Annotated in this window: 14 protein-coding genes; 1 reads left to right on the forward strand and 13 read right to left on the reverse strand. The window is 58.3% G+C overall.

Annotated features, from left to right (window positions below; translation table 11 throughout):
- Window positions 1-178: 178 nt before the first annotated feature.
- Window positions 179-4,102: a VaFE repeat-containing surface-anchored protein gene (locus tag AC6I0Y_RS09800; protein ID WP_497731433.1), complete on the forward strand. Its 3,924-nt coding sequence runs from the start codon at window positions 179-181 to the stop codon at window positions 4,100-4,102.
- 103 nt (window positions 4,103-4,205) lie between these two features.
- On the opposite strand, the gene dxr is transcribed toward AC6I0Y_RS09800, so the two are convergent.
- From dxr to AC6I0Y_RS09865, 13 genes are all read right to left on the reverse strand, one after another.
- Entirely contained in the window at window positions 4,206-5,498 is a 1,293-nt protein-coding gene (gene dxr / locus AC6I0Y_RS09805) for a 1-deoxy-D-xylulose-5-phosphate reductoisomerase (RefSeq protein ID WP_497731435.1), read from the reverse strand.
- Window positions 5,485-6,351: a phosphatidate cytidylyltransferase gene (locus AC6I0Y_RS09810; protein ID WP_160709253.1), complete on the reverse strand. Its 867-nt coding sequence runs from the start codon at window positions 6,349-6,351 to the stop codon at window positions 5,485-5,487. The genes dxr and AC6I0Y_RS09810 overlap by 14 nt, the downstream gene beginning before the upstream one ends.
- A 162-nt stretch (window positions 6,352-6,513) precedes the next feature.
- Window positions 6,514-7,293, reverse strand: a complete 780-nt coding sequence (gene uppS, locus AC6I0Y_RS09815; protein ID WP_497731438.1) for an undecaprenyl pyrophosphate synthase — start codon at window positions 7,291-7,293, stop codon at window positions 6,514-6,516.
- Window positions 7,294-7,338: 45 nt separating this feature from the next.
- On the reverse strand, window positions 7,339-7,896 hold the full coding sequence (gene frr, locus AC6I0Y_RS09820; RefSeq protein WP_160709233.1) for a ribosome recycling factor: 558 nt from the start codon (window positions 7,894-7,896) through the stop codon (window positions 7,339-7,341).
- A 120-nt stretch (window positions 7,897-8,016) separates the two neighbouring features.
- Window positions 8,017-8,733, reverse strand: a complete 717-nt coding sequence (gene pyrH, locus AC6I0Y_RS09825) for a UMP kinase (protein ID WP_497731440.1) — start codon at window positions 8,731-8,733, stop codon at window positions 8,017-8,019.
- 1,166 nt (window positions 8,734-9,899) lie between these two features.
- A complete protein-coding gene (locus AC6I0Y_RS09830) occupies window positions 9,900-11,390 on the reverse strand; it encodes a lipopolysaccharide biosynthesis protein (RefSeq protein ID WP_497731443.1) in 1,491 nt (496 codons plus the stop codon).
- Window positions 11,377-12,534, reverse strand: coding sequence for a CapA family protein (locus AC6I0Y_RS09835; RefSeq protein WP_497731445.1), 1,158 nt, complete (start codon window positions 12,532-12,534; stop codon window positions 11,377-11,379). Before AC6I0Y_RS09835 ends, AC6I0Y_RS09830 begins: the two co-directional genes overlap by 14 nt.
- A gap of 1 nt (window position 12,535) precedes the next feature.
- Window positions 12,536-13,522, reverse strand: a complete 987-nt coding sequence (locus AC6I0Y_RS09840) for an ATP-grasp fold amidoligase family protein (RefSeq protein ID WP_497731448.1) — start codon at window positions 13,520-13,522, stop codon at window positions 12,536-12,538.
- A 5-nt stretch (window positions 13,523-13,527) separates the two neighbouring features.
- The gene (locus AC6I0Y_RS09845; RefSeq protein WP_497731450.1) at window positions 13,528-14,796 is read right to left on the reverse strand and encodes a UDP binding domain-containing protein; all 1,269 of its coding nucleotides are present in this window, start codon (window positions 14,794-14,796) and stop codon (window positions 13,528-13,530) included.
- Between the two features lie 407 nt (window positions 14,797-15,203).
- On the reverse strand, window positions 15,204-15,857 hold the full coding sequence (locus tag AC6I0Y_RS09850) for a serine acetyltransferase (RefSeq protein WP_497731452.1): 654 nt from the start codon (window positions 15,855-15,857) through the stop codon (window positions 15,204-15,206).
- Window positions 15,857-16,918 (reverse strand): glycosyltransferase family 2 protein, encoded by a 1,062-nt coding sequence (locus AC6I0Y_RS09855; protein WP_497731455.1) that lies wholly within the window; start codon window positions 16,916-16,918, stop codon window positions 15,857-15,859. The genes AC6I0Y_RS09850 and AC6I0Y_RS09855 overlap by 1 nt, the downstream gene beginning before the upstream one ends.
- A gap of 8 nt (window positions 16,919-16,926) precedes the next feature.
- Window positions 16,927-17,922 carry a glycosyltransferase family A protein gene (locus AC6I0Y_RS09860; RefSeq protein ID WP_497731458.1) on the reverse strand — a complete coding sequence of 332 codons (996 nt, stop codon included), beginning with the start codon at window positions 17,920-17,922 and terminating at the stop codon, window positions 16,927-16,929.
- 5 nt (window positions 17,923-17,927) lie between these two features.
- Window positions 17,928-19,055 carry an EpsG family protein gene (locus tag AC6I0Y_RS09865; RefSeq protein ID WP_497731461.1) on the reverse strand — a complete coding sequence of 376 codons (1,128 nt, stop codon included), beginning with the start codon at window positions 19,053-19,055 and terminating at the stop codon, window positions 17,928-17,930.
- Window positions 19,056-19,063: the final 8 nt, after the last annotated feature.

Genomic DNA, 19,063 nt, shown 5'->3' on the forward strand with positions numbered 1-19,063 from the left:
CGCCGGCGAAGGGACGGGGCGCCGAGGCGGGAAGCGGTCGCAGGCGCGGGGACGGGCGCGACGGCCCACGCGCGGCGCCCGCCCCGCTGCCCGCGCGCCGCTCTCGCGTCGGCGGGGGCGACTAGGGTGGGCCGAACGCAGCAGCTGCCTCGCGGCAGCCAGAGAGAAAGGAGCCCCCGTGCACGCCGCCCCCGCCCACACCCCTCGGATCGCGACCCGCGCCTTCAAGATAGCGATGACGCTTCTGCTGGTCATGGGCCTCATCCCCCTCAGCCTTTGCTCGCCGCCGACGAAGCACGCCTTCGCCGCTGACCAGGTCTATCTGGAGGTGAACGGGCAGATCCCCTATGCGGGATACTCAACCGGCCGTATGACCGTCAACGGCGCGCCGGCCATCTGCGCCCAGCCGGCGAAGCTGACGCCCGCGTCGGGAACCTACGCGAAGCAAGACCTGATGATCGGCTACGCCGGCAGTCCCGAGTGGTACGAGGCGGAGCGCAGCCACCTGCGCGCGCTCCTCTACTTCGGCCCCGGCAGCTACGGCTTCGATCCCGCCATCTGGCCTGCCACCTGGTACGACGGCAGTCCCATGACCTATGACCGCTACCTCGTCTGCCTTCACATCATGGTGAGCGACCGCTACTCCTACGACTTCAACAAGGCCACTCATGGCTGCAGCGCCGAGTTCAAGCGCTGGGCGCTCAGCAACCTGACCGGCCAACTCACCGAGACGGAGACCGTCCCCGACTTCGAGAACACCACCGCGGGCAAGATCTACGCCAACGACTGGCGCGTTCCCGCCACCTTCAACGCCTACGCCCTGGCCACCGGCGCGAGCAGCCAGGTCGTCCTCACCTTCGACAACGTCGGCTGGCTTGCGCTCGATAAGGGCAGCGCCAACCCCGCGCTTACCGACGGCAACGGCTGCTATCGCCTCGACGGCGCCTCCTACCTGGTGACCAACGGCGCGGGCGCCCCCGTGGCCACGCTCGTCACCGACGCGGCCGGACGCGCTGCCTCCGGCGAGCTCGCACCGGGCACCTACTACGTCCAGGAGACGACGGCCCCCGAGGGGTACGCGCTCGACCCCACCGTCCACACCGTCGAAGTCACCCCCGGGGAAACCGCGGCCGTCGGCACAGAAGGGCGCGTCATCGATGAGCCTCAGCACGACCTCGCCGCGGTCTGGCTGGCCAAGCTCGACGCGGACAGCGGCGCCCCGGCGCCCCAGGGCGCCGCCTCTCTCGCAGGAGCCGAGTTCACCTTCGACTTCTACCCCGGTTACTACGCCACCGCTCAAGAGGCTCGGGCATCGGGGGCTCCGCTTCGCACCTGGGTGTTTCGCACCGACGAGGAGGGGCGCGTCCTTCCCGATGAAGCCCACTGGGTAGGCGGCGACGAACTCTACCGCAATGCCGACAACGCCCCCGTGCTACCCCTGGGAACCGTGCTCATCGGCGAGACGAAGGCCCCCCGCGGCTACCTCCCCGATCCGACGATCCATGTGCGCCAGATCACCGGCGGAGGCGGCGCGCAAGAGGTCTCCTCCTACCGCCATCCCCTCGTCTCGGAGCCGATCATCCGCGGCGGCGTTCGCGTGGAGAAGCGCGACAAGGAGACCGGCCACCTAAGGCCGCTCGGCGGCGCCAGCCTCTCCACCACCTTCGAGATAGCCAACGCCAACAACCGCCCCGTGGTGGTGGAGGGCGTCAGATATGCGCCTGGCCAGGTGGTCAAGCGCCTCGTCACCGAGGACGGCGAGGCGCAGACCGCTGCCGACTGCCTCCCCTTCGGCACCTACTCTATTCGCGAGATCATGCCTGGTGACGGCTACTTTCTCACCGACGGCGAGCCACGCACGTTCTCCATCGAGCGCAACGGCGTCATCGCCGACCCCTTCGCCGCGAAGGAGAGCTTCAAGAACCTCGTGAAGCGCGGCGACCTGGATTTCGTCAAGGTGCGGGAAGGCACCATGGAGCGCCTCGCTGGCGTTCCGTTCCGCCTGGTCAGCCAAACCACCGGCGAGGCGCACGTGCAGGTGACCGACGCCAACGGCTACGCGAGCACAGCCGCGTCATGGAACCCGCATAGCCAGCGCCCGAACGCCAACGACTCCGCAGGGCCGAACAGCTACGACGCCACAGCAGGCATCTGGTTCGGCGCCGACGTGACACCGGACGACAAACGCGGCGCCCTCCCCTATGACACCTACACCCTTGAGGAGCTGCCCTGCAAGGCCAATGAGGGGCTCGTGCTCGTAACCATACCGGACATCGTCATCAGCCGCGACTCCTACACGGTCACGCTCGGCACCATCGACGACGGCGAGCCCGACGACGGAACGCCCTATCTGGCCACGACTGCGGCTGACGGATTCGACGGCGACAAGCTGGCCATCGCCGACGCCGAGACGGTCATCACGGATCGCGTCGAGTACGCCAACCTCACCATCGGGGCGGAGTATCGCCTGGTCGGCACCCTCATGAGCAGGGCCACCGGCGAGCCCGTCCTCGATAGCGAGCAACCGGTGACCGCCGAGCGAACGTTCACCCCCGTTGCACGGCGCGGCCACGTGTCCCTCGACTACCGTTTCAACGCCCTGACCTCAGGCGCAGGCGATCTGGTGGTGTTCGAACGCCTCTATGATCAAGCCGGGCGCCTGGTGGCCAGCCACGAGGACCTCGATGACTTCGGGCAGACGGTGCGCGTCGTGGAGCCGTCGGTGAGCAGCGTGGCCACCGCCACCTCTGATGGGCGGAAGTCCCTCGTGGCCGACCCGGTGGCCTCGGTAAGCGACACCATCGCGTTTGCCAACCTCGTCCCTGGCGAGGAGTACACGGTACGCGGCGTGCTGATGCACCGGGCGACTGGCAAGCCGCTGGCCAGCGCCGGAGCACCTGTAACCGCCGAGACCTCCTTCGCGCCAGACACCGGCCACGGCAGCGCCACCGTCGTGTTCGAGTTCGACGCCAGCGAGCTTGAGGCCGGGGACGAGCTGGTGGCCTTCGAGACCCTCTATCGGGGCGACGCAGCCGTGGCGACCGACACCGACATAGCCGACGAGAACCAGACGGTAACCGTCGAACGCCCCGCCCTCTCGACCGAGGCAAGCGATGGGCTCGATGGCGACAAGCGCGTCATCGCAAGCCGACGCAGCACCGTGACCGACGTCGCGACCTACGCGGGGCTCATTCCCGGACGGGACTACCTCATGCGCGGCGAGCTGCACCTCCGCGATGCCGAGGGAGCCGACGCCGGCCCCCTACGCGACGCTGACGGCATCCCGGTGACCGCCGAGCTGGCATTCACGCCCGAGGCGCCAGACGGATCCGTAGCGCTGGCGTTCGACTTCGACTCAGTCGCCTTGGCCGGGCGCGATCTGGTGATCTTCGAGTCCCTTTACCGCGAGGAAGCCCTCATCGCATCCCACGCGGACATCGCCGATGAGAACCAGACCGTCTCCGTCGTCCCCAGCACCCTGATGACGCGGGCTCGCGACAGCGCGGACGGCGACAAGTCCGTTGCGCCCGCGGAGGGAGTCGCGGTGGCCGACCGCATCGTCGCCCGCGACGTCGTGCCCGGCGAGAACTACTCCATCGTGGGCCTGCTCGTAGACCGGGAGGATGCGCGGCCCCTCCTCGCCGCCGACGTCTTCGCGAACCCTGAGGCCCAGGCGCCTGAGGGGCTGCAAGCCTATGCTGCCGCGCTCGACGCCTGCGTCGCCCACGGAACAGCCCGCGTAACAGCCGACGGGCCCGATTTGGAAGCGCAGCTCGTCTACGACGTGGACGCCGCAGAGCTCGCCGGCCGCGATCTGGCAGCCTTCGCCTTCCTCTTCTGCGGCGATGATCTGATAGCCGCCGAGTACGACCCCGACTGTCTCGATCAGGTCGTTACCGTATCCGACCGCGAGGAGCCGCCGAGTCCGCCCGACGAGGAAGAGCCCGAGCCCGACCAAGAGCCGTTCCCAGAGCCGCGCGACGGGAAGGAGACGCCCCTCGCCAAGACCGGGGACGGGCTGCTCGTGCCCCTCGTCGCATTCGTCGCAGCGCTCGCCTGCGCCGTGATGATTCCCGCTGCCGTGAAACTGCGACGACCCTGATTCAACAAGAGGGGCCCGCAAACACAGCTTCCGGGCCCCTCCCCTATCCGAGAGCTTTGACGGGCGGCAGCGCGAACCGACTGCGGCGCCGCTCAGACGGCACCTAGCGGCCGTTGGCGCGTACCCAGGAGCGAGCGGCGGCGCGGGCCCACGCGTCGACGGTCTCCAGCTGATCGAGGCTCTCGACGCGCTGCACGCCCTCACGCTCATGCGCGTCCATGACCGCCTCCACGCAGGCGGCTATGCCGAGATAGGAGCACTCCTCGGCCAAGAACGCCGCCACGGCCACCTCGTTGGCGGCGTTCATCGCGCAGGGCAGCGTGCCGCCTGTGCTTCCCGCATGGCGGGCAAGCGGCAGGCAGCGGAACGTGCTCTCATCCGGCGCGGCGAACTCAAGCGTGCCCAGCGTGCGGAAGTCAAGCGGCTGTACCGGAGCATTCCATCGCGCAGGATACGAGAGCGCGAACTGGATGGGGATGCGCATGTCCGTCGTGCCCAGGTGCGCCTTCACGCTTCCGTCGGCGAACTCCACCATCGAGTGGATCGCGCTCTGGGGCTGCACCACCACCGCTATCTTGTCATAGGGCATGGCGAAGAGGTGGTGCGCCTCGATGACCTCGAGGCCCTTGTTCATGAGGGTGGACGAGTCGATGGATATCTTCGCCCCCATGTTCCACGTGGGATGGGCGAGCGCCTGAGCAGGCGTGATGGCAGACAGCTCGTCGCGCGTGCGACCGCGGAACGGGCCTCCCGACGCGGTGACCCATAGCTTCGTCACCTCACGCGGCTCCTCGCCCAACAGGCACTGGTAGATAGCACCGTGTTCGGAGTCGATGGGCATGAGCGCCCCGGCGGGCCCGAAGGCCGGGGCCAGGCCCTCGGCGCGACGGTGCTCGTCGAGGACAGCGGCCAGCGGCATGATGAGGTCGCCCGCCACCACGAGCGACTCCTTGTTGGCCAGCGCGAGCACCTTGCCGGCAGCCAGCGTCTCGTAGCTCGCGCGCATGCCGGCCTCGCCCACCAGGGCGTTCACCACCACGTCCACCTCGGGCAGCCGCACCAGGTCGACCACGGCCTGCGGCCCCACGCCGAAGGAGCCCTCCGGCGACTCGGCGCACCAGGCGGCCAGCTCGTCGCAACGCGCGTCGCCCGCCAGACGCGCGTCGCCCACGGCCAGGTGGCGCACGCCAAGCTCGCGTGCCTGCCGACCCAGCACATCCAGGCTTCCGAACACCGCCAGGCCCACGGCCTCCAGCTTGTCGGCATGCTGCGCGATGACGTCCAACGTCTGGACGCCGATGGATCCCGAGGAACCCAGCACCACCACGCGCCGCCGCGCACCGCCCTGCGCGCAAGCGCCTTCTGCCACGCGCGCGCCCTCGTTACATGATGACATACGGAATGCACCCTCCCGCCACGAGCAAGATGGCCGACGTCACGGCGGCCAGGAACAGCGAGTCGCAGCGGTCAAGCAGGCCGCCATGACCCGGCATGATGGTGCCCGAATCCTTGAAGCCCGAGTTGCGCTTGATGCGGCTCTCGGCTAGATCGCCCAGCACCGACATAAGACCGCAGATCAGCCCAAACAGCAGCGCCATCGGAATGCCCATGGTCACGCCCGGCACGAGCGTCATAACGCACCAGAACACCATGGAACCCACCAAGCCGGCGAGGAACCCCTCCCAGCTCTTCTTGGGGCTCGTGCGCGGCGCCAGCTTGTGGCGACCGAACTTGCAGCCGATCAGGTAGGCAAACGAGTCGTTCGCCCATACGCTCACGAACACCAGCAGCACCAGCACGCCGCCCCACGGGTCGCCCAGCGACTGGCGAATGACCACCAGGCCGCACAGCAGAAGCCCTGTGTACGCCGCACCGAAAAAGCTAATGCCCACGTCAGGGATGCGAGCGCGCGTCCAGAACACGTACCAGACGAGCAGGGCCAGCAGCAGCATCAGGTTCACCACGAACGCCCCGGTGAGACCGTAGAAATAGACGCTTGGCGGGTAAAGCATCGCCGCGACGATCCCCAGCATCTCGTTGGGGAGCTTCGCGTCCGAGCGCAGCATGTAGTAGAACTCGCCTGCGCAAATGCCGGCCACCGCCATGAGCATGAGCAGCATGGGGATGTCGCCCGCCAGCACGCAGACCACGGTGAGCACGGTGTACACAAGCCCCGTGCGGAACCGCACTTGAATATCGGAGGGGTTCTTGAGCTTCTTCGGCGTCTTGTCGAGGGCTGCCTGCTTCATCTTCTGACGACGCGCAGCGCGATCAGCCTTCTTCTGCCGCTGGGCCTCAAGCTGCTCGACGGTGGTGGGGCGGCGCCACTCAGGCGTCGGGACATCCTCGGACGCGCGGCTCGGCGCCGCGTCCCGTTTGGCGGTCTCCGCTCTCTCGGCCTCGGGAGCCACTTACTTCACCGCCCCGAAGCGCCGGTCACGCCCCTGGTACTCGAGCAGGCAGCGCAGAAGCTCGTAGCGGTCGAAGTCGGGCCACAGCACGTCGGTGACCACGAACTCGGAGTATGCGATCTGCCACAGCAGGAAGTTGGAGATGCGCATCTCGCCGCTTGTGCGGATGAGCAGGTCAGGATCGGGAATGCCGCAGGTGTAGAGCCCGCGCTCGAACAGCTCCTCGGTGGGCACGAGCAGCTCGCCGGTTTCCTCGGCCCTCAGCACGGCCTCGCGCATGCAGCCCTCGCAGGCGCGCAGGATCTCCTGGCGCGAGCCGTAGTTCACCGCCACGACGAGCGTCATGCCGTCGTTCTCGCGCGTCTTGCGCCATGCCGCGTCGAAGGCCTCGCGCGTATCCGCCGGCAGCACGCTCAAATCGCCGATGGTCATCACGCGCACATGCTCCTCGTGCAGCCCGTCCACCTCGGCCAGCATGGTCTTGGCGAACAGGTCCATGAGGCCCACCACTTCATCCTGCGGGCGCTTCCAGTTCTCCGTGGAGAACGAGTAGATGGTGAGATAGCGAACCCCGAGGTCAGACGCGCACCGAATGGTCTCGCGCACTGCTTCGATGCCGGCCTTGTGGCCGCGCAGGCGGTTGAGCGCGCGTTTCTTCGCCCAGCGTCCGTTGCCGTCCATGATGACAGCGACGTGCTCGGGGATGCGATCAATGTCCAACGCCCCCAGATCCACATCAGACGGGGGCGCGGGGAAAATATAGTCGAGGGGCTTGTTCATGGGCGGTTCGCCTCGCAGGTAGAGGGGTTAGGGGAAGGCGCGAGCCTAGATTTCCATGACCTCCGCTTCCTTCTTCTTGAAGGAAGCGTCCACGTCGGCGATGTACTTGTCGGTGAGCTTCTGGATCTCGGCCTCGGCGCGCTTGGCCTCGTCCTCCGGCAGGTTGTCGTTCTTGATGGCCTTCTCCACCGCAGCGTTGGCGTCGCGGCGGGCGTTGCGCACGGCCACGCGGCTTTCCTCGGCGAAGGCCTTGCACTGCTTCACCAGCTCGCGGCGGCGCTCCTCGGTGAGGGCGGGGAACGGCAGGCGAATGACCGAGCCGTCGTTATTGGGGGTCACGCCCAGGTCGCTCTCCTGGATGGCGTGCTCGATGGCGCGCAGCATGCCCTTGTCCCACGGCTCGATGACCAGCAGGTGCGCCTCGGGCGTCTTCACGCCGGCCATCTGGTTGATGGGGGTGGGGACGCCGTAGTAGTCGACCTTGATGCGGTCGAGCACCATGGCGTTGGCGCGGCCGGTGCGGACAGAGGAGAAGTTGTCGTGCAGCGAGGACAGGGCCTTCTCCATGCGCTCCTCGGCCTGCATCAGAATCTCGTCAACCATAGCGGTTCCTTTCCCTGGGCGCCTCCGGCGCGTCTCACGTCGGCCTCGCGGCCGGCTGGTAGTCCTGCGTTGCCGCCGCCTGCATGGGACGGCTGGCGGCGCCTCCTCGGGCGCGCGGCTCTATTCTACCGTGGTTCCCACGGCTTCACCCTTGAGCGCCCGCGAAATGTTACCGGGCTTGGTCAGGTCAAACACGATCATGGGGACATCGTTGTCCATGCACAGCGAGGTGGCCGTGGCGTCCATGACGTTGAGGCCGCGGTTGAGCACCTCCAGGTAGGTGATGCGGTCGAAGCGCTTCGCGTCGGGGTTGGTCTTGGGGTCGGAATCGTAGACGCCGTCCACCTTGGTGGCCTTCATCAGGCAGTCCACGTCCAGCTCGCAGGCGCGCAGCGCGGCGGTGGTGTCGGTGGTGAAGTAGGGGTTGCCGGTGCCGGCGGCAAGGATGACTACGCGCCCCTTCTCCAGGTGGCGGATAGCGCGGCGGCGGATGTAGGGCTCCGAGACCTCCTGCATGTTGATGGCGCTCTGCACGCGGGAGATGACGCCGTGGCGCTCGAAGGAGTCCTGCAGCGCCAGCGCGTTCATGACCGTGGCGAGCATGCCGATGTAGTCGGCCTGGGCGCGATCCATGCCCTCGGCCGAGCCGGCCAGCCCGCGGAAGATGTTGCCGCCACCCACGACGACCGCCAGCTGCACGCCGTCACGCACGATCTCGGCAATCTGCTCCGCCAGGTCGTCGACGACCTTCGGGTCGATGCCGTAGCCCAAATCGCCCGCCAGCGCCTCGCCCGAGAGCTTCAGCAGCACCCGGTCGTACTTGTATCCGTCGGCCATGAATCCATCCCTTCGTCAAGAAGCGTAAACCCTAACCTGCAATTGTAACGGAAAGCGCCCCCGAGCCAACCACCAGCACGAGGAAACCGCGGAAAGGGATGGGGAGTGCGAAGGATGACTACCTCCTCGCAGGATAGTACCTCCGCACCCGGTTTCTAGGCTGCCCCGATCTCATTGCGATGTCTACTTGATCACTTTAAGCGCTGCTATTGATCAAGTAGTATCTGAACGGCGGCGGCCTCTATGGCGCCATAACCGTTGATCAGCTAGGGCAATGCGGCGCATTCGCTTCGCGCAACGAGCATCTGTCCCGGCTTCTTGAGAGTACACTTTTCTCGAATGGTATGCGGAGCACGGATACGTCGTGGAGAACAGAGGGGGGTGCTCCGTAATCAAATCTGCGCCGCCCCAAGCCCATATGCCAGAGCTAGAAGCCGTTGACGCCATATTGGCATTTGCAGCTTACGATGCGAAAAACGACTGGGCGATATGTCGCGATACCAATCCTGCGGAGATGGTGGTGCGCAATGTCAAGGACGGATCCATTCTCGAACTTCTTGAGAAGGAGGGCACGCTTAAGCCGAGTAAGCTAGCCAGCCGTCTAGCAATACACCGGTCGACGGCCACTCGCAGCATCGGGAACCCGCACCAGAAAGCCCTCGCGAGACGTCTAGGTGCCCTCAATAGCCCACACTGCATCAGGTTGGAAAGACGGCAGGGATCCTAACTGAAGGAGAATGGAAGCGGCAGTAAGCCCCCGCTGTACAAATTCGGACGTTCGATCCGAAATCACGATGGAGACTTCCTCAGGCACGCCCCCCCTTCACGCAAAAGATAACGAAGCGTATCAGGGAAATACCCGCTTCTGAGCCAGAGGCGGAAAAGAAGCATTCGCCCCAGTCCCGCCAAAACAGGTTGCGGGCGTAGACCTTGCCAACCACGCCGGCCAGCTCGTTAAAGAACGACACATGCGGGACATCCAGTCCCCAGCATACGACAATCACCACATTGCGCAAACAAATAGGTCGTGGCGTCTGCGAACGCCACGACCTAAAATTGCCTCAGGCACGCAATTCGACATTGCTTCATTTATCATGAGGGCTCAAGCTATCAGTATTCCTGTCGCTTTTACACGAAAGCATTCATGCAGCGAAAGGTTATCCTAACTAGCAGTTTATGCGAGTCAGTAAGCTTTTGGCAGACTTGAGCCCCAAGCGATCCAACAGCTCCAAAAGTGTCATCCTAGTCTCTCGCGCTAAAACTAAAAGAATCACGTATATCACAACTGATAGAAGGAATGCGCCGAGCGCACACCATATCGAGTCGGTCAAGCTCGTTACTATAATACCCGGCACCATCGCGATCAGGGATTGCACATAGATAACCCCCGTCGCTCTGATCATCTTGAGCGGCGATACGCCTATCGTGCATTTCATAACGACCAAATTGATGACGACCAGCAGTAAGCGTGTGGCCGGCATGACCAAAGAAACCCAACCATATCCATGCAGTGCACTAAAGTACAATGCTGGCAAGAAAGGCACCAGGTAGACAACCTGCACCACCACGCAAAACTGAGGCTTCCCTTTTGCGCGATAGGCTTCGGAGCACATATAGCCGAAAACAACAACAATACAGCTAGACAATACCCACAATCCAATAAACATCTCGGTTTCTGTCCACTGCGAGCCTAAAACAATCAAAACAAAAGCATGCCTGTAAACAAAAGCTCCGACCGCAATAGGTATGAGAAGGATGGATAGCCATCTTTGCATCTTCAAGAACGCCTTCTCGAATGCCGAATCGTCATTTTGTAACTTCGAGAGCGAGGAAAATATAACAGGGAGAAGCGCCGCAGTGAATATGCCGACCACTGAAGCAGACACGGACATCGACGTCTTGTATAATCCAACCGACCACGAATCCATTAGAGTGCCAATAACGAAAGTACCCGCCCAGGTATTCACCCAGGTCGCAACCGATTCGAACAAAACCCAGACCCCGTAGGAAAGCATGCCCTTGAGCTGAGAGAAGTCAAAAAGCAATCTGGGCTTCCATTTTGACTTTGCCGTTAGCCATAAGGCAAGGACACAACTTCCCGCAATGTTTCCCATTATCATCGACCAAAAAGAGAAGCCGGCAAGCGCGAGAGAAACCGATACGATAAGAACAGTTACGCTAGACCCCACACGAGATCCAAAGAGTGTTTTAAAGTCCAAATGCTTTTGATAAAGAGCCGTTTGAACACTTATCAACGAGGTCAGGGGGACGGCAAGAGCCGAAATGACTAAGACGAACCCCAAACCTGGATTTCCAACAAGAACCGACAACTCTTCATTAAAAGCAATAATGGCAGCAGCTAGCATAACCGCGATGAACAAATTTGCCCAAAACGCAACACATGCTGATAGCGACTCATCTGATTCACTATCAAACTTATGCTGAATAAGGTATTTCTGAAACCCGGCATCGGAAATCATTTCCGCAAGGGAAGTTACCATGGTAGCCGTAGCAACAATGCCGAAAGCGCTAGGAGTTAGAAGCCTCGCCAAGACCATCGTCGTGACAGGACTAACAAGCTTTGCAATGACCTGGGCGGCCACGGACCACTTCGCAGCGGAGACGACCCTCTTCCCCAAACTGCTATCTTGTCCCATCTGCCATCCTTCTTTCGAGCTCCGTTCTCAGAACCTCATTATGAGCCTCGCACTGAAGAATGTTCAGCAGCGCCGCCACGTCCTTGCCGCTTCTAAACCCAGCCCTTTTCGGCAACGCCCTCCTTATTATCCTGTACAAGATTGAGAGACTCCTGGGCGAAACACTCTCGATGACCTGTCCCGCATATGTTCCTGCCGCACGTTCGCAAAAAGCGGTCCAGTTTGTCTCCACAAAACCCGGTTCCTGCATCTTCAGGCTTCTCTCGTAAAACTCTTCAAGGATCTCATTTTTTTCTACACCTTGAGCGAGCCGAACGACTCCCTCCCTACTGACTAGAGGAAAATACTCGACCTCATTCGCGCAAGCGTCATACGCAACTGCCAGGCCCGTAGACCTAAATTCGTCAGGCTTCCCCATAGCAAAGTGGAAATCTCCCTGCCCGTACAGTATTATCCCACCCTGGTATCGCTCTTCACAGCCAACACAGTGAGAGTGTTGACAGGCGACGAAAGACGCGCCAGCCTCCACCATCGCCCGACAGCGTCTCATTACTTCAGGAGACGGATAGCGACTAAATTCTTTCATTCCATGATATAGAACGATTGTCCTATCCACTCTCTTCGCCAGATCAGCAATTCTCGACTGTATCGTTAAAGCGTCAAAAGGATTTGCTCCGGGCTTATTCTCGCCTGCAATAGTAAATTCATGCTCGGCGCATGCATACACTCCCACTGTTTTCCCCAATAGATTCAATATGAGCGGTCTAGCCGCTTCAACTTCATCTTGACCCGCCCCGAAGAAGGCTAAGCCTGCATCGCCGAGAACCCTCATCGTTTCCTTAAGACCCTCGGGACCCCAGTCAAGTATGTGATTGTTCGACAATCCAATGCCAACGCAGGATAGCTTCGCCAGCGTCTTTACAGCCCGAGGAGAGGCGACCAGACTTGGGCCCGACTTCGGAATAGGCGCCCCCACGTCTGTTAGGGGTGTCTCAAGATTGAAGATAAGACCCAGAGAACCTTCGAACAGTTTCAGCAATTCGTCGCCGAAGAGATCTTCTGCCGCGCCTTCGGAAAAAAGGGAAGCGTTAGCATCTGTAGGACAAATGTCCCCACCTATAAATATCGAATTGCCCAGCTTCATGCTACTTCTCATCCTCCCAAAACATGGGGGCTGGCAGATCAAACAGCCTTCCCATTTCAAGATCAGCTTCAGGGGGATCCCATTTGCAGTAACCGGACATCGAGGTGAATGTCATCTCGCCAAAAAGCACCCGCCCATCATCGAGCCTATAAAAGTCGACTCTGACATGTGGAAACCCTTCTGCAAGCGCTTCTGCAAGCATAATCATTTCCTGGAGATTATCAGGACGGGGGACGGGGCGCTCATTTCGCGGATAGCTGTAGACAAACGGCATGAGATTCCAATCCCTATCAAAAAAAACCATCTTCAGCCCATGTGCGCGATTCTCTAAGAACTGGATATACTCTACGCGCCCTCCAAAACACCAAAACTTATAATCGAATAGATCTTCATCTGAGCTGCTAGAACTCTCCCCCAAAGACATATTCGCAAGATACTCTTCAGCAATGATGCGAGGCGTGCAATATCGATAATGGAGCTCAAAGGCCCCGTACAAAAATGCATAGCTCTCCGACAGCCATTGCTCAAGTTGCCGAATCGCCTTCTTTTGGTTTAACTTCCGTTTGTCTTTAACAATAATATTCCATCCACAGCCATGTGTTGCCTTCAGCACAAACTTGTCAGGAAGAGTCGAGAAATCAATCTCGTGCGGGCTCTCCCACACCCCCAATAGTGGGACAAGGTGTTGACTTCCAATCCTATCGGCAACGTACTCCCTTACTTCATACTTGTCAGCAAGAACTCCATACAGAGGCGGCGATCCCCACACCTTCATCCATTGGATCTTCTCATTAAACGTCTTAGGGGAACCCAAATCGCACGTCTTCCCCATGACCCGCTCAAACTGCTTTGCGATTTCTTCCGGATACCGGCCAGGATCCAAATTCGCATCGCGTCTCGAACGCACAAATCCTCTTAATCGCCGAATGAAACGAGTAGCCTCGTCTCCAATCAAACCTGAAATTATTTTCTTCCCCTTCTTTTCCATATCAATTAGTCCCTCCGGAAGAGGTCGCGGGTGTAGACCTTGGCGGCTACGTCGGCCAGCTCGTCGTCCCAGCGGTTGGCGATGATGAGATCGCAGCGCGACTTGAACTCGCCCAGGTCGCGGATGACCTCGGCACCGAAGAAGTCGGGCGCGTCGAGCGTGGGCTCGTAGACCACCACAGGCACCCCGCGGGCGCGCACGCGGCGCATGATGCCCTGGATGGAGCTGGCGCGGAAGTTGTCCGAGCCGCTCTTCATGGTGAGGCGGTGCACGCCCACCACGGGCGCCTCGACGCCGGAGTAGACAAGCGACATTACGCGGTCGACCACCTGGTCGGCCACGAAGTCCTTGCGCGTGCGATTGGCTTCGACGATGGCACGGATAAGGCTCTGGGGCACGCGGTCGAAGTTGGCCAATAGTTGCTTGGTATCCTTGGGCAGGCAGTAACCGCCATAGCCGAAGGAGGGGTTGTTGTAGTGCGACCCGATGCGCGGCTCCAGGCACACCCCGCGGATGACCTCGGCGGCATCAAGCCCGCGCGTGGCCGCGTAGGTGTCCAGCTCGTTGAAGAACGACACCCGCAGCGCCAGGTAGGTGTTGGCGAAGAGCTTAACAGCCTCGGCCTCGGTGGAGCCCATGACGAGGACGGGTATCCCGCGAGTGCCGTCCTCGTTCTCGCGATCGCGCTCGGCGGCGTCGGCGCCCTCGACGAGTAGCGTTGCGAAGTCGCGCGCGGCCCCCTCGAGCTCGCCGGCGAAGGCCGAGGAGCGCGGCACGCCCACGATAACGCGCGAGGGATGCAGGTTATCGTAGAGGGCACGCCCCTCGCGCAGGAACTCGGGGCTGAACAGGAAGCGTCCCTGAGGATAGCGCGCCGAGAGCTCCTCGGCATAGCCCACGGGAACCGTCGACTTGACGACCATGACGGCGGAGGGGTTCACCTCGAGCACCAGCTCGATCACCTGCTCGACGTAGCGCGTGTCGAAGAAGTTGCGGTCGGGGTCGTAGTTGGTGGGCGTGGCGATGACGACCATCTCGGCGTCCCGATAGGCCGCCGTGCCGTCAAGCGTGGCTGCGAGCGAAAGCGGCCGCTCCCCCGCGGCTGCCTCGGCGAGCCAGGCCTCTATCTCCACGTCGGCGATGGGGCTCTCCCACCGCGCGAGCGCCTCCACCTTGGAAGGCACCACATCCACCGCCACGACCTCGTTGCGCTGCGCCAGAAGCACAGCCAACGAAAGCCCGACGTACCCAGTACCTGCTACTGCTATTCTCACTCTCTCTCCTCCATCAAGTGACGCTCCTGCCTGCGAATAAACTCACACAGGTGGAAAACTGATCTGTAAGACTAAACCCCTCGAGCAGCACGGCACCAAGCAGGAGGAGCTCACAGAAGAGCGCTGATGCCAGCTCTGCGGGGAGATGCAGCGAAACGATTCCGCGCGTGACGATCGCCAAGACCACCACCAGGGGCTCCGGCGGGCAACGAAGAGGCTTCACGGGCGTGACACCGAAGCTTCCCGTTCTGCCCGCGAGCATGGGCGTGCTGCCGCCAAGACCTGATGTCTTCGCACTCATATAATTCCTAACAAATTGCTTCTTGCCCCCAAGGCGTAAGAAAGATCATCTCTCGAATTTAGCTAGCTTCGAAGCGAGAGTTCTCTCTTCGGTGTTCAAAGCCGCCTTATCCCCGGGCCCCAGATGAACTGATCGACTTTTCGACCGCAAATTCTGGCGTGCATTTCGTCTGATCGCCACACTTCAGCATGCCTGCCGACCCCTTGCCCTCCATAACCCTCATAGAAGTTCCGACTACTGTACAATTCGAAGGAACAGACCTGTAAACCACAGCGCCAGCGCCGATTGCAACATTGTCTCCGATGCAGATCGGGCCAAATACCTTGGCACCTGGTCCTACGTAAACGTTATCTCCGAAACAAGGGGTTTTTGCGCGCTGCTCTTCGTCGATCTTGCCAAATGCACCTATATTTACCCCTGCGTGAACTCTCGCATTGGAGCCAAATCTCACATTCGAGTTAATCACCACACTCCCCCCATGGCATAAGCACAACCCTGGACCAAATACGAGAGGAGGTATTTCGAAGCCAAGTTTTCTTCCATACCGATCTCGAATCACATTCCTAATCGGACGGAGAACTTTGTCAAAGGGAGAGTTTCTTCTCAATGAAAGCTCTGATTTTCTTAGCAAAATCTGAAACCGCCACGTATTGGGCACAATCAGTCCTTTTGCACGAAGATATCGAGCCTCTTTAATTGTTAATCCGCAAGAGAGCGCATCAGCTTTCAGGTAATGCTTGTACTCTTGTTTCCTCATCATTAGTCCCTTTGCTCGGTATTTCTTAAAGTTATCAGAAAGAACACTGTTCTTCTTTTTCCCATTTGCAATAGCGCAAGCTTCAGTCTCGTCGTTCTCTTTTTTATTAAAGAGCGATCACAGGTGCGGAATAATTCCGATCGGCGCTCGCATTCATCTAGAAACAGTTTCATTCTTTTTGAATAAGCGTACGGGCAGCTCTTATGAGCAAGACTTATACCGACACCCTCGAAAAATAGCGTTAAGTCGAGGAGTTTGGCGCACTCCAACAAGTATTCACGCTCTTTCTCGGAATAAAAATGCCTAATACTTTCTTTTATAGCAAAAGCAGCCTCATCCAATACAAAAACTCCGTCTGGCCGATATGCTCTGCAAATAGAGTTTTCGTTATGGGTGTAAAAATAACCCACTCGATCACAAATGCCTAAGGAGGGATGACCCGAAAGTACCTCTAGCATAAAAGCGGCATCCTGCTTCTTTTTCACGCCAATTGGAAACGACGCCCTCGAGCTTCGAATGAAATCTCGATTAAACACCTTTCCCCATGGTGTTCCGTAGCTAATGCCCTCAGTCGCTACCCTTGCCCCTTCAGACTCTGCACTTGCAATAGCAGCCGCTATTGTCAACGAATCTGGACATTCCTCATTGCTGATTAGCGTTTCTTTCTTTAAAAGATCGCCTTGCTCATCGACATCCCTAAATTGAAAAAAGGTCACCTGGTTATTATGTTGACTTAAATACTCCTCTAAAAAGCTCAGCAAATCAGACGACACGTAATCATCAGCATCGACAAAAAGGAGCCAGGTGCCCGTCGATTTCTCTATCCCGAAGTTTCTTGCTGAGGACACGCCTCTGTTTTCGCAGTGGAATACGCGGAATCGCTTGTCTTTTTCAGCAAACTCATCGCATATGACACCGCAATTGTCAGGAGACCCATCATCAACAATAATAAACTCAGCGTTTTTGCAACTCTGCTTAGCAAGCGAGGTGAGACACCGATGCAAAAGCTGTTCGGGAATCCGGTACACAGGAACCACAATTGAGAATGTATATTTTGCTTCCACGGTGCCCGCTATCCAATTCTATAGCGATACTTTGCCATTTTAATAATTTTTAGCAGCGTTAGCCTTCTCCCGTCGAGCAGCGACACGTATCGAGCAGGAAAGGAATTAAAGTAGTCAGAAATTAACTGATTATCTTTAACAAGCTTTAGAAGTTGCTGAATTCGCAATTCTGATTCCTCGTGATTTCCGCAGAAAAGACAGTAGTCAATATGCGAGCAAGCCATTTCGCCAATCCGCTTTGCGATATACCGTATTTTCTCTTCCTCTAAGCCTCCCAGCTGCTCCTTGCTCCAACTCGCTAGTCGTGACATAACCTTCCAATGCGCTTCGAGATTGGAGCCGAATTTAGTCCAATCCATTGTTTGGTCATCTACCCCCAACTCGTAGCGATAAACCACAGTCGGACAATAACCTATGGCATTTACAAAGGGAGTCGGATACAGCATGTACTCGACATCTGTGTAAGGAACGCCTTCCAGCATTTCTCTGCGCATATTTGCCAATATGCTTGTCTTAAAAGTTAGCATATGCATAGAATAAGGAGACTTCATTAGGTCTGAGAAACTGTAGCTTGTCTTTTCCGGAAGACATGGCTCTACTTTGCTCGACCTGTTCTTTTTTATAAAGCAAATCTCATAGCAAGTAACTATCATGTCATAGCCTTGGGCATCCAAGAGGAACAGGATCAACCTATCAAGACCTTGGCTATCTACCGAATCTCCTCCATCTATGATTTTGAAATACGTTCCTGCGGCTTTTTTTATTGCATAATTCAAAACTGATCCATAATGGCCATTATCTTTTCGAAAGCATCTAACTATACTAGGATTTTCTTTCGCCATCTGTGTTGCGATATAAAATGTTTCATCCGTCGACCCGTCATCGACTATTAGCAACTCTATTTTTTCCTTATGAGCGGCCCTTAGAATGCTTTTGACAGTTTTTTCTAAACTATGAGCCAAGTTATAAGCTGGAACTAGAATAGTAAGTATCTTTTCATCCACTTAGATCAAACTCCCAAAAGTAGCGAAGAGTACGGATACGCCCCTGCTCCTCCGTTGATAACAAACTGTGAAACGAAAAAGTAGGAGAACAAACAGAGTTGAAGCATGCGATACCTTTTGCCAACCACTCCATATTCCTCTGCTGCTGCAAAGTAATTTGGAATGAAACTCATGCCATAGAATGAAAACCTCGCGAGACTTTCCGCAACAGCGTTTAGCATCAATCCCATTACGCCAAAAAGGGACAGCAAGCCTAGGGACAGAAAGATGCCCCTACCCTCATATCCCTGGCTTTTTTTTGCTTTTTCCTTTGACTTTCCAAAGCTAAGAACAAAAAATGGGATGAGGATATCCAACATGAGGACATACGCGATAGTACCCACAGTGGCACTAGAGGCATTTGCTTGATACGCATACGACTCTTTAAGAAAAGCGAGGGCAGCAACAATATCTCGACCAAAAGACAATATGAAAACGAAGGCAATACCGACGAATACCGCTAGAATCTTGATCTGCTCTCTGCAAAGAAAAGGGCGCCTATCTCCGGCATTCATCACGCATCTGACTACAACGTAAACCAATACATTCACTATTGCTGTTTGGTGAAAAGACATCGCAACAACTGTTAGCAAGAAAAAAGGCAGAGGGCGCTTGTCAAAAGCAAATCGGACTGAGTACAAGCAGATGCTCACTGCGATCATTTGCTTCATGAGGTTAAGTGAGTTTAGGTAAAACACGAGAAAGTAGATCAACATACCAAACCACAGTCGCTCTACTCTAAAAAACCTCAGGGAGAGAAAGAACGGGACGATCGTAAGGGCTTGAAGAGTGAATAAGTACACTTCGAATGAATGCGTTGAGTTTGAAACGATCCAAGAAAGTAGATTAAACCCAATTCCCGACACTCCCTCGTATTCATCAATGAAATCTTTGAGGCCAAGCATCTGCGCATCTCGAAAGGTCCACCAGCCATAGACCATGACGTCCGTACCAACAGTTCGGTCCCTAACTGCTGCAATAAAACACGGGAGAAACAATCCCGTGCCGACAAGCAGGGCACGTAGCGCCCCTTTCGTGCGCGAAGAAAGAAAAAACACTAAAGTACACAAGAGGAAGAGAATCGGGTAAATCATGCTCTATG

The sequence above is a fragment of the Adlercreutzia sp. St.1H8 genome (assembly GCF_059728655.1).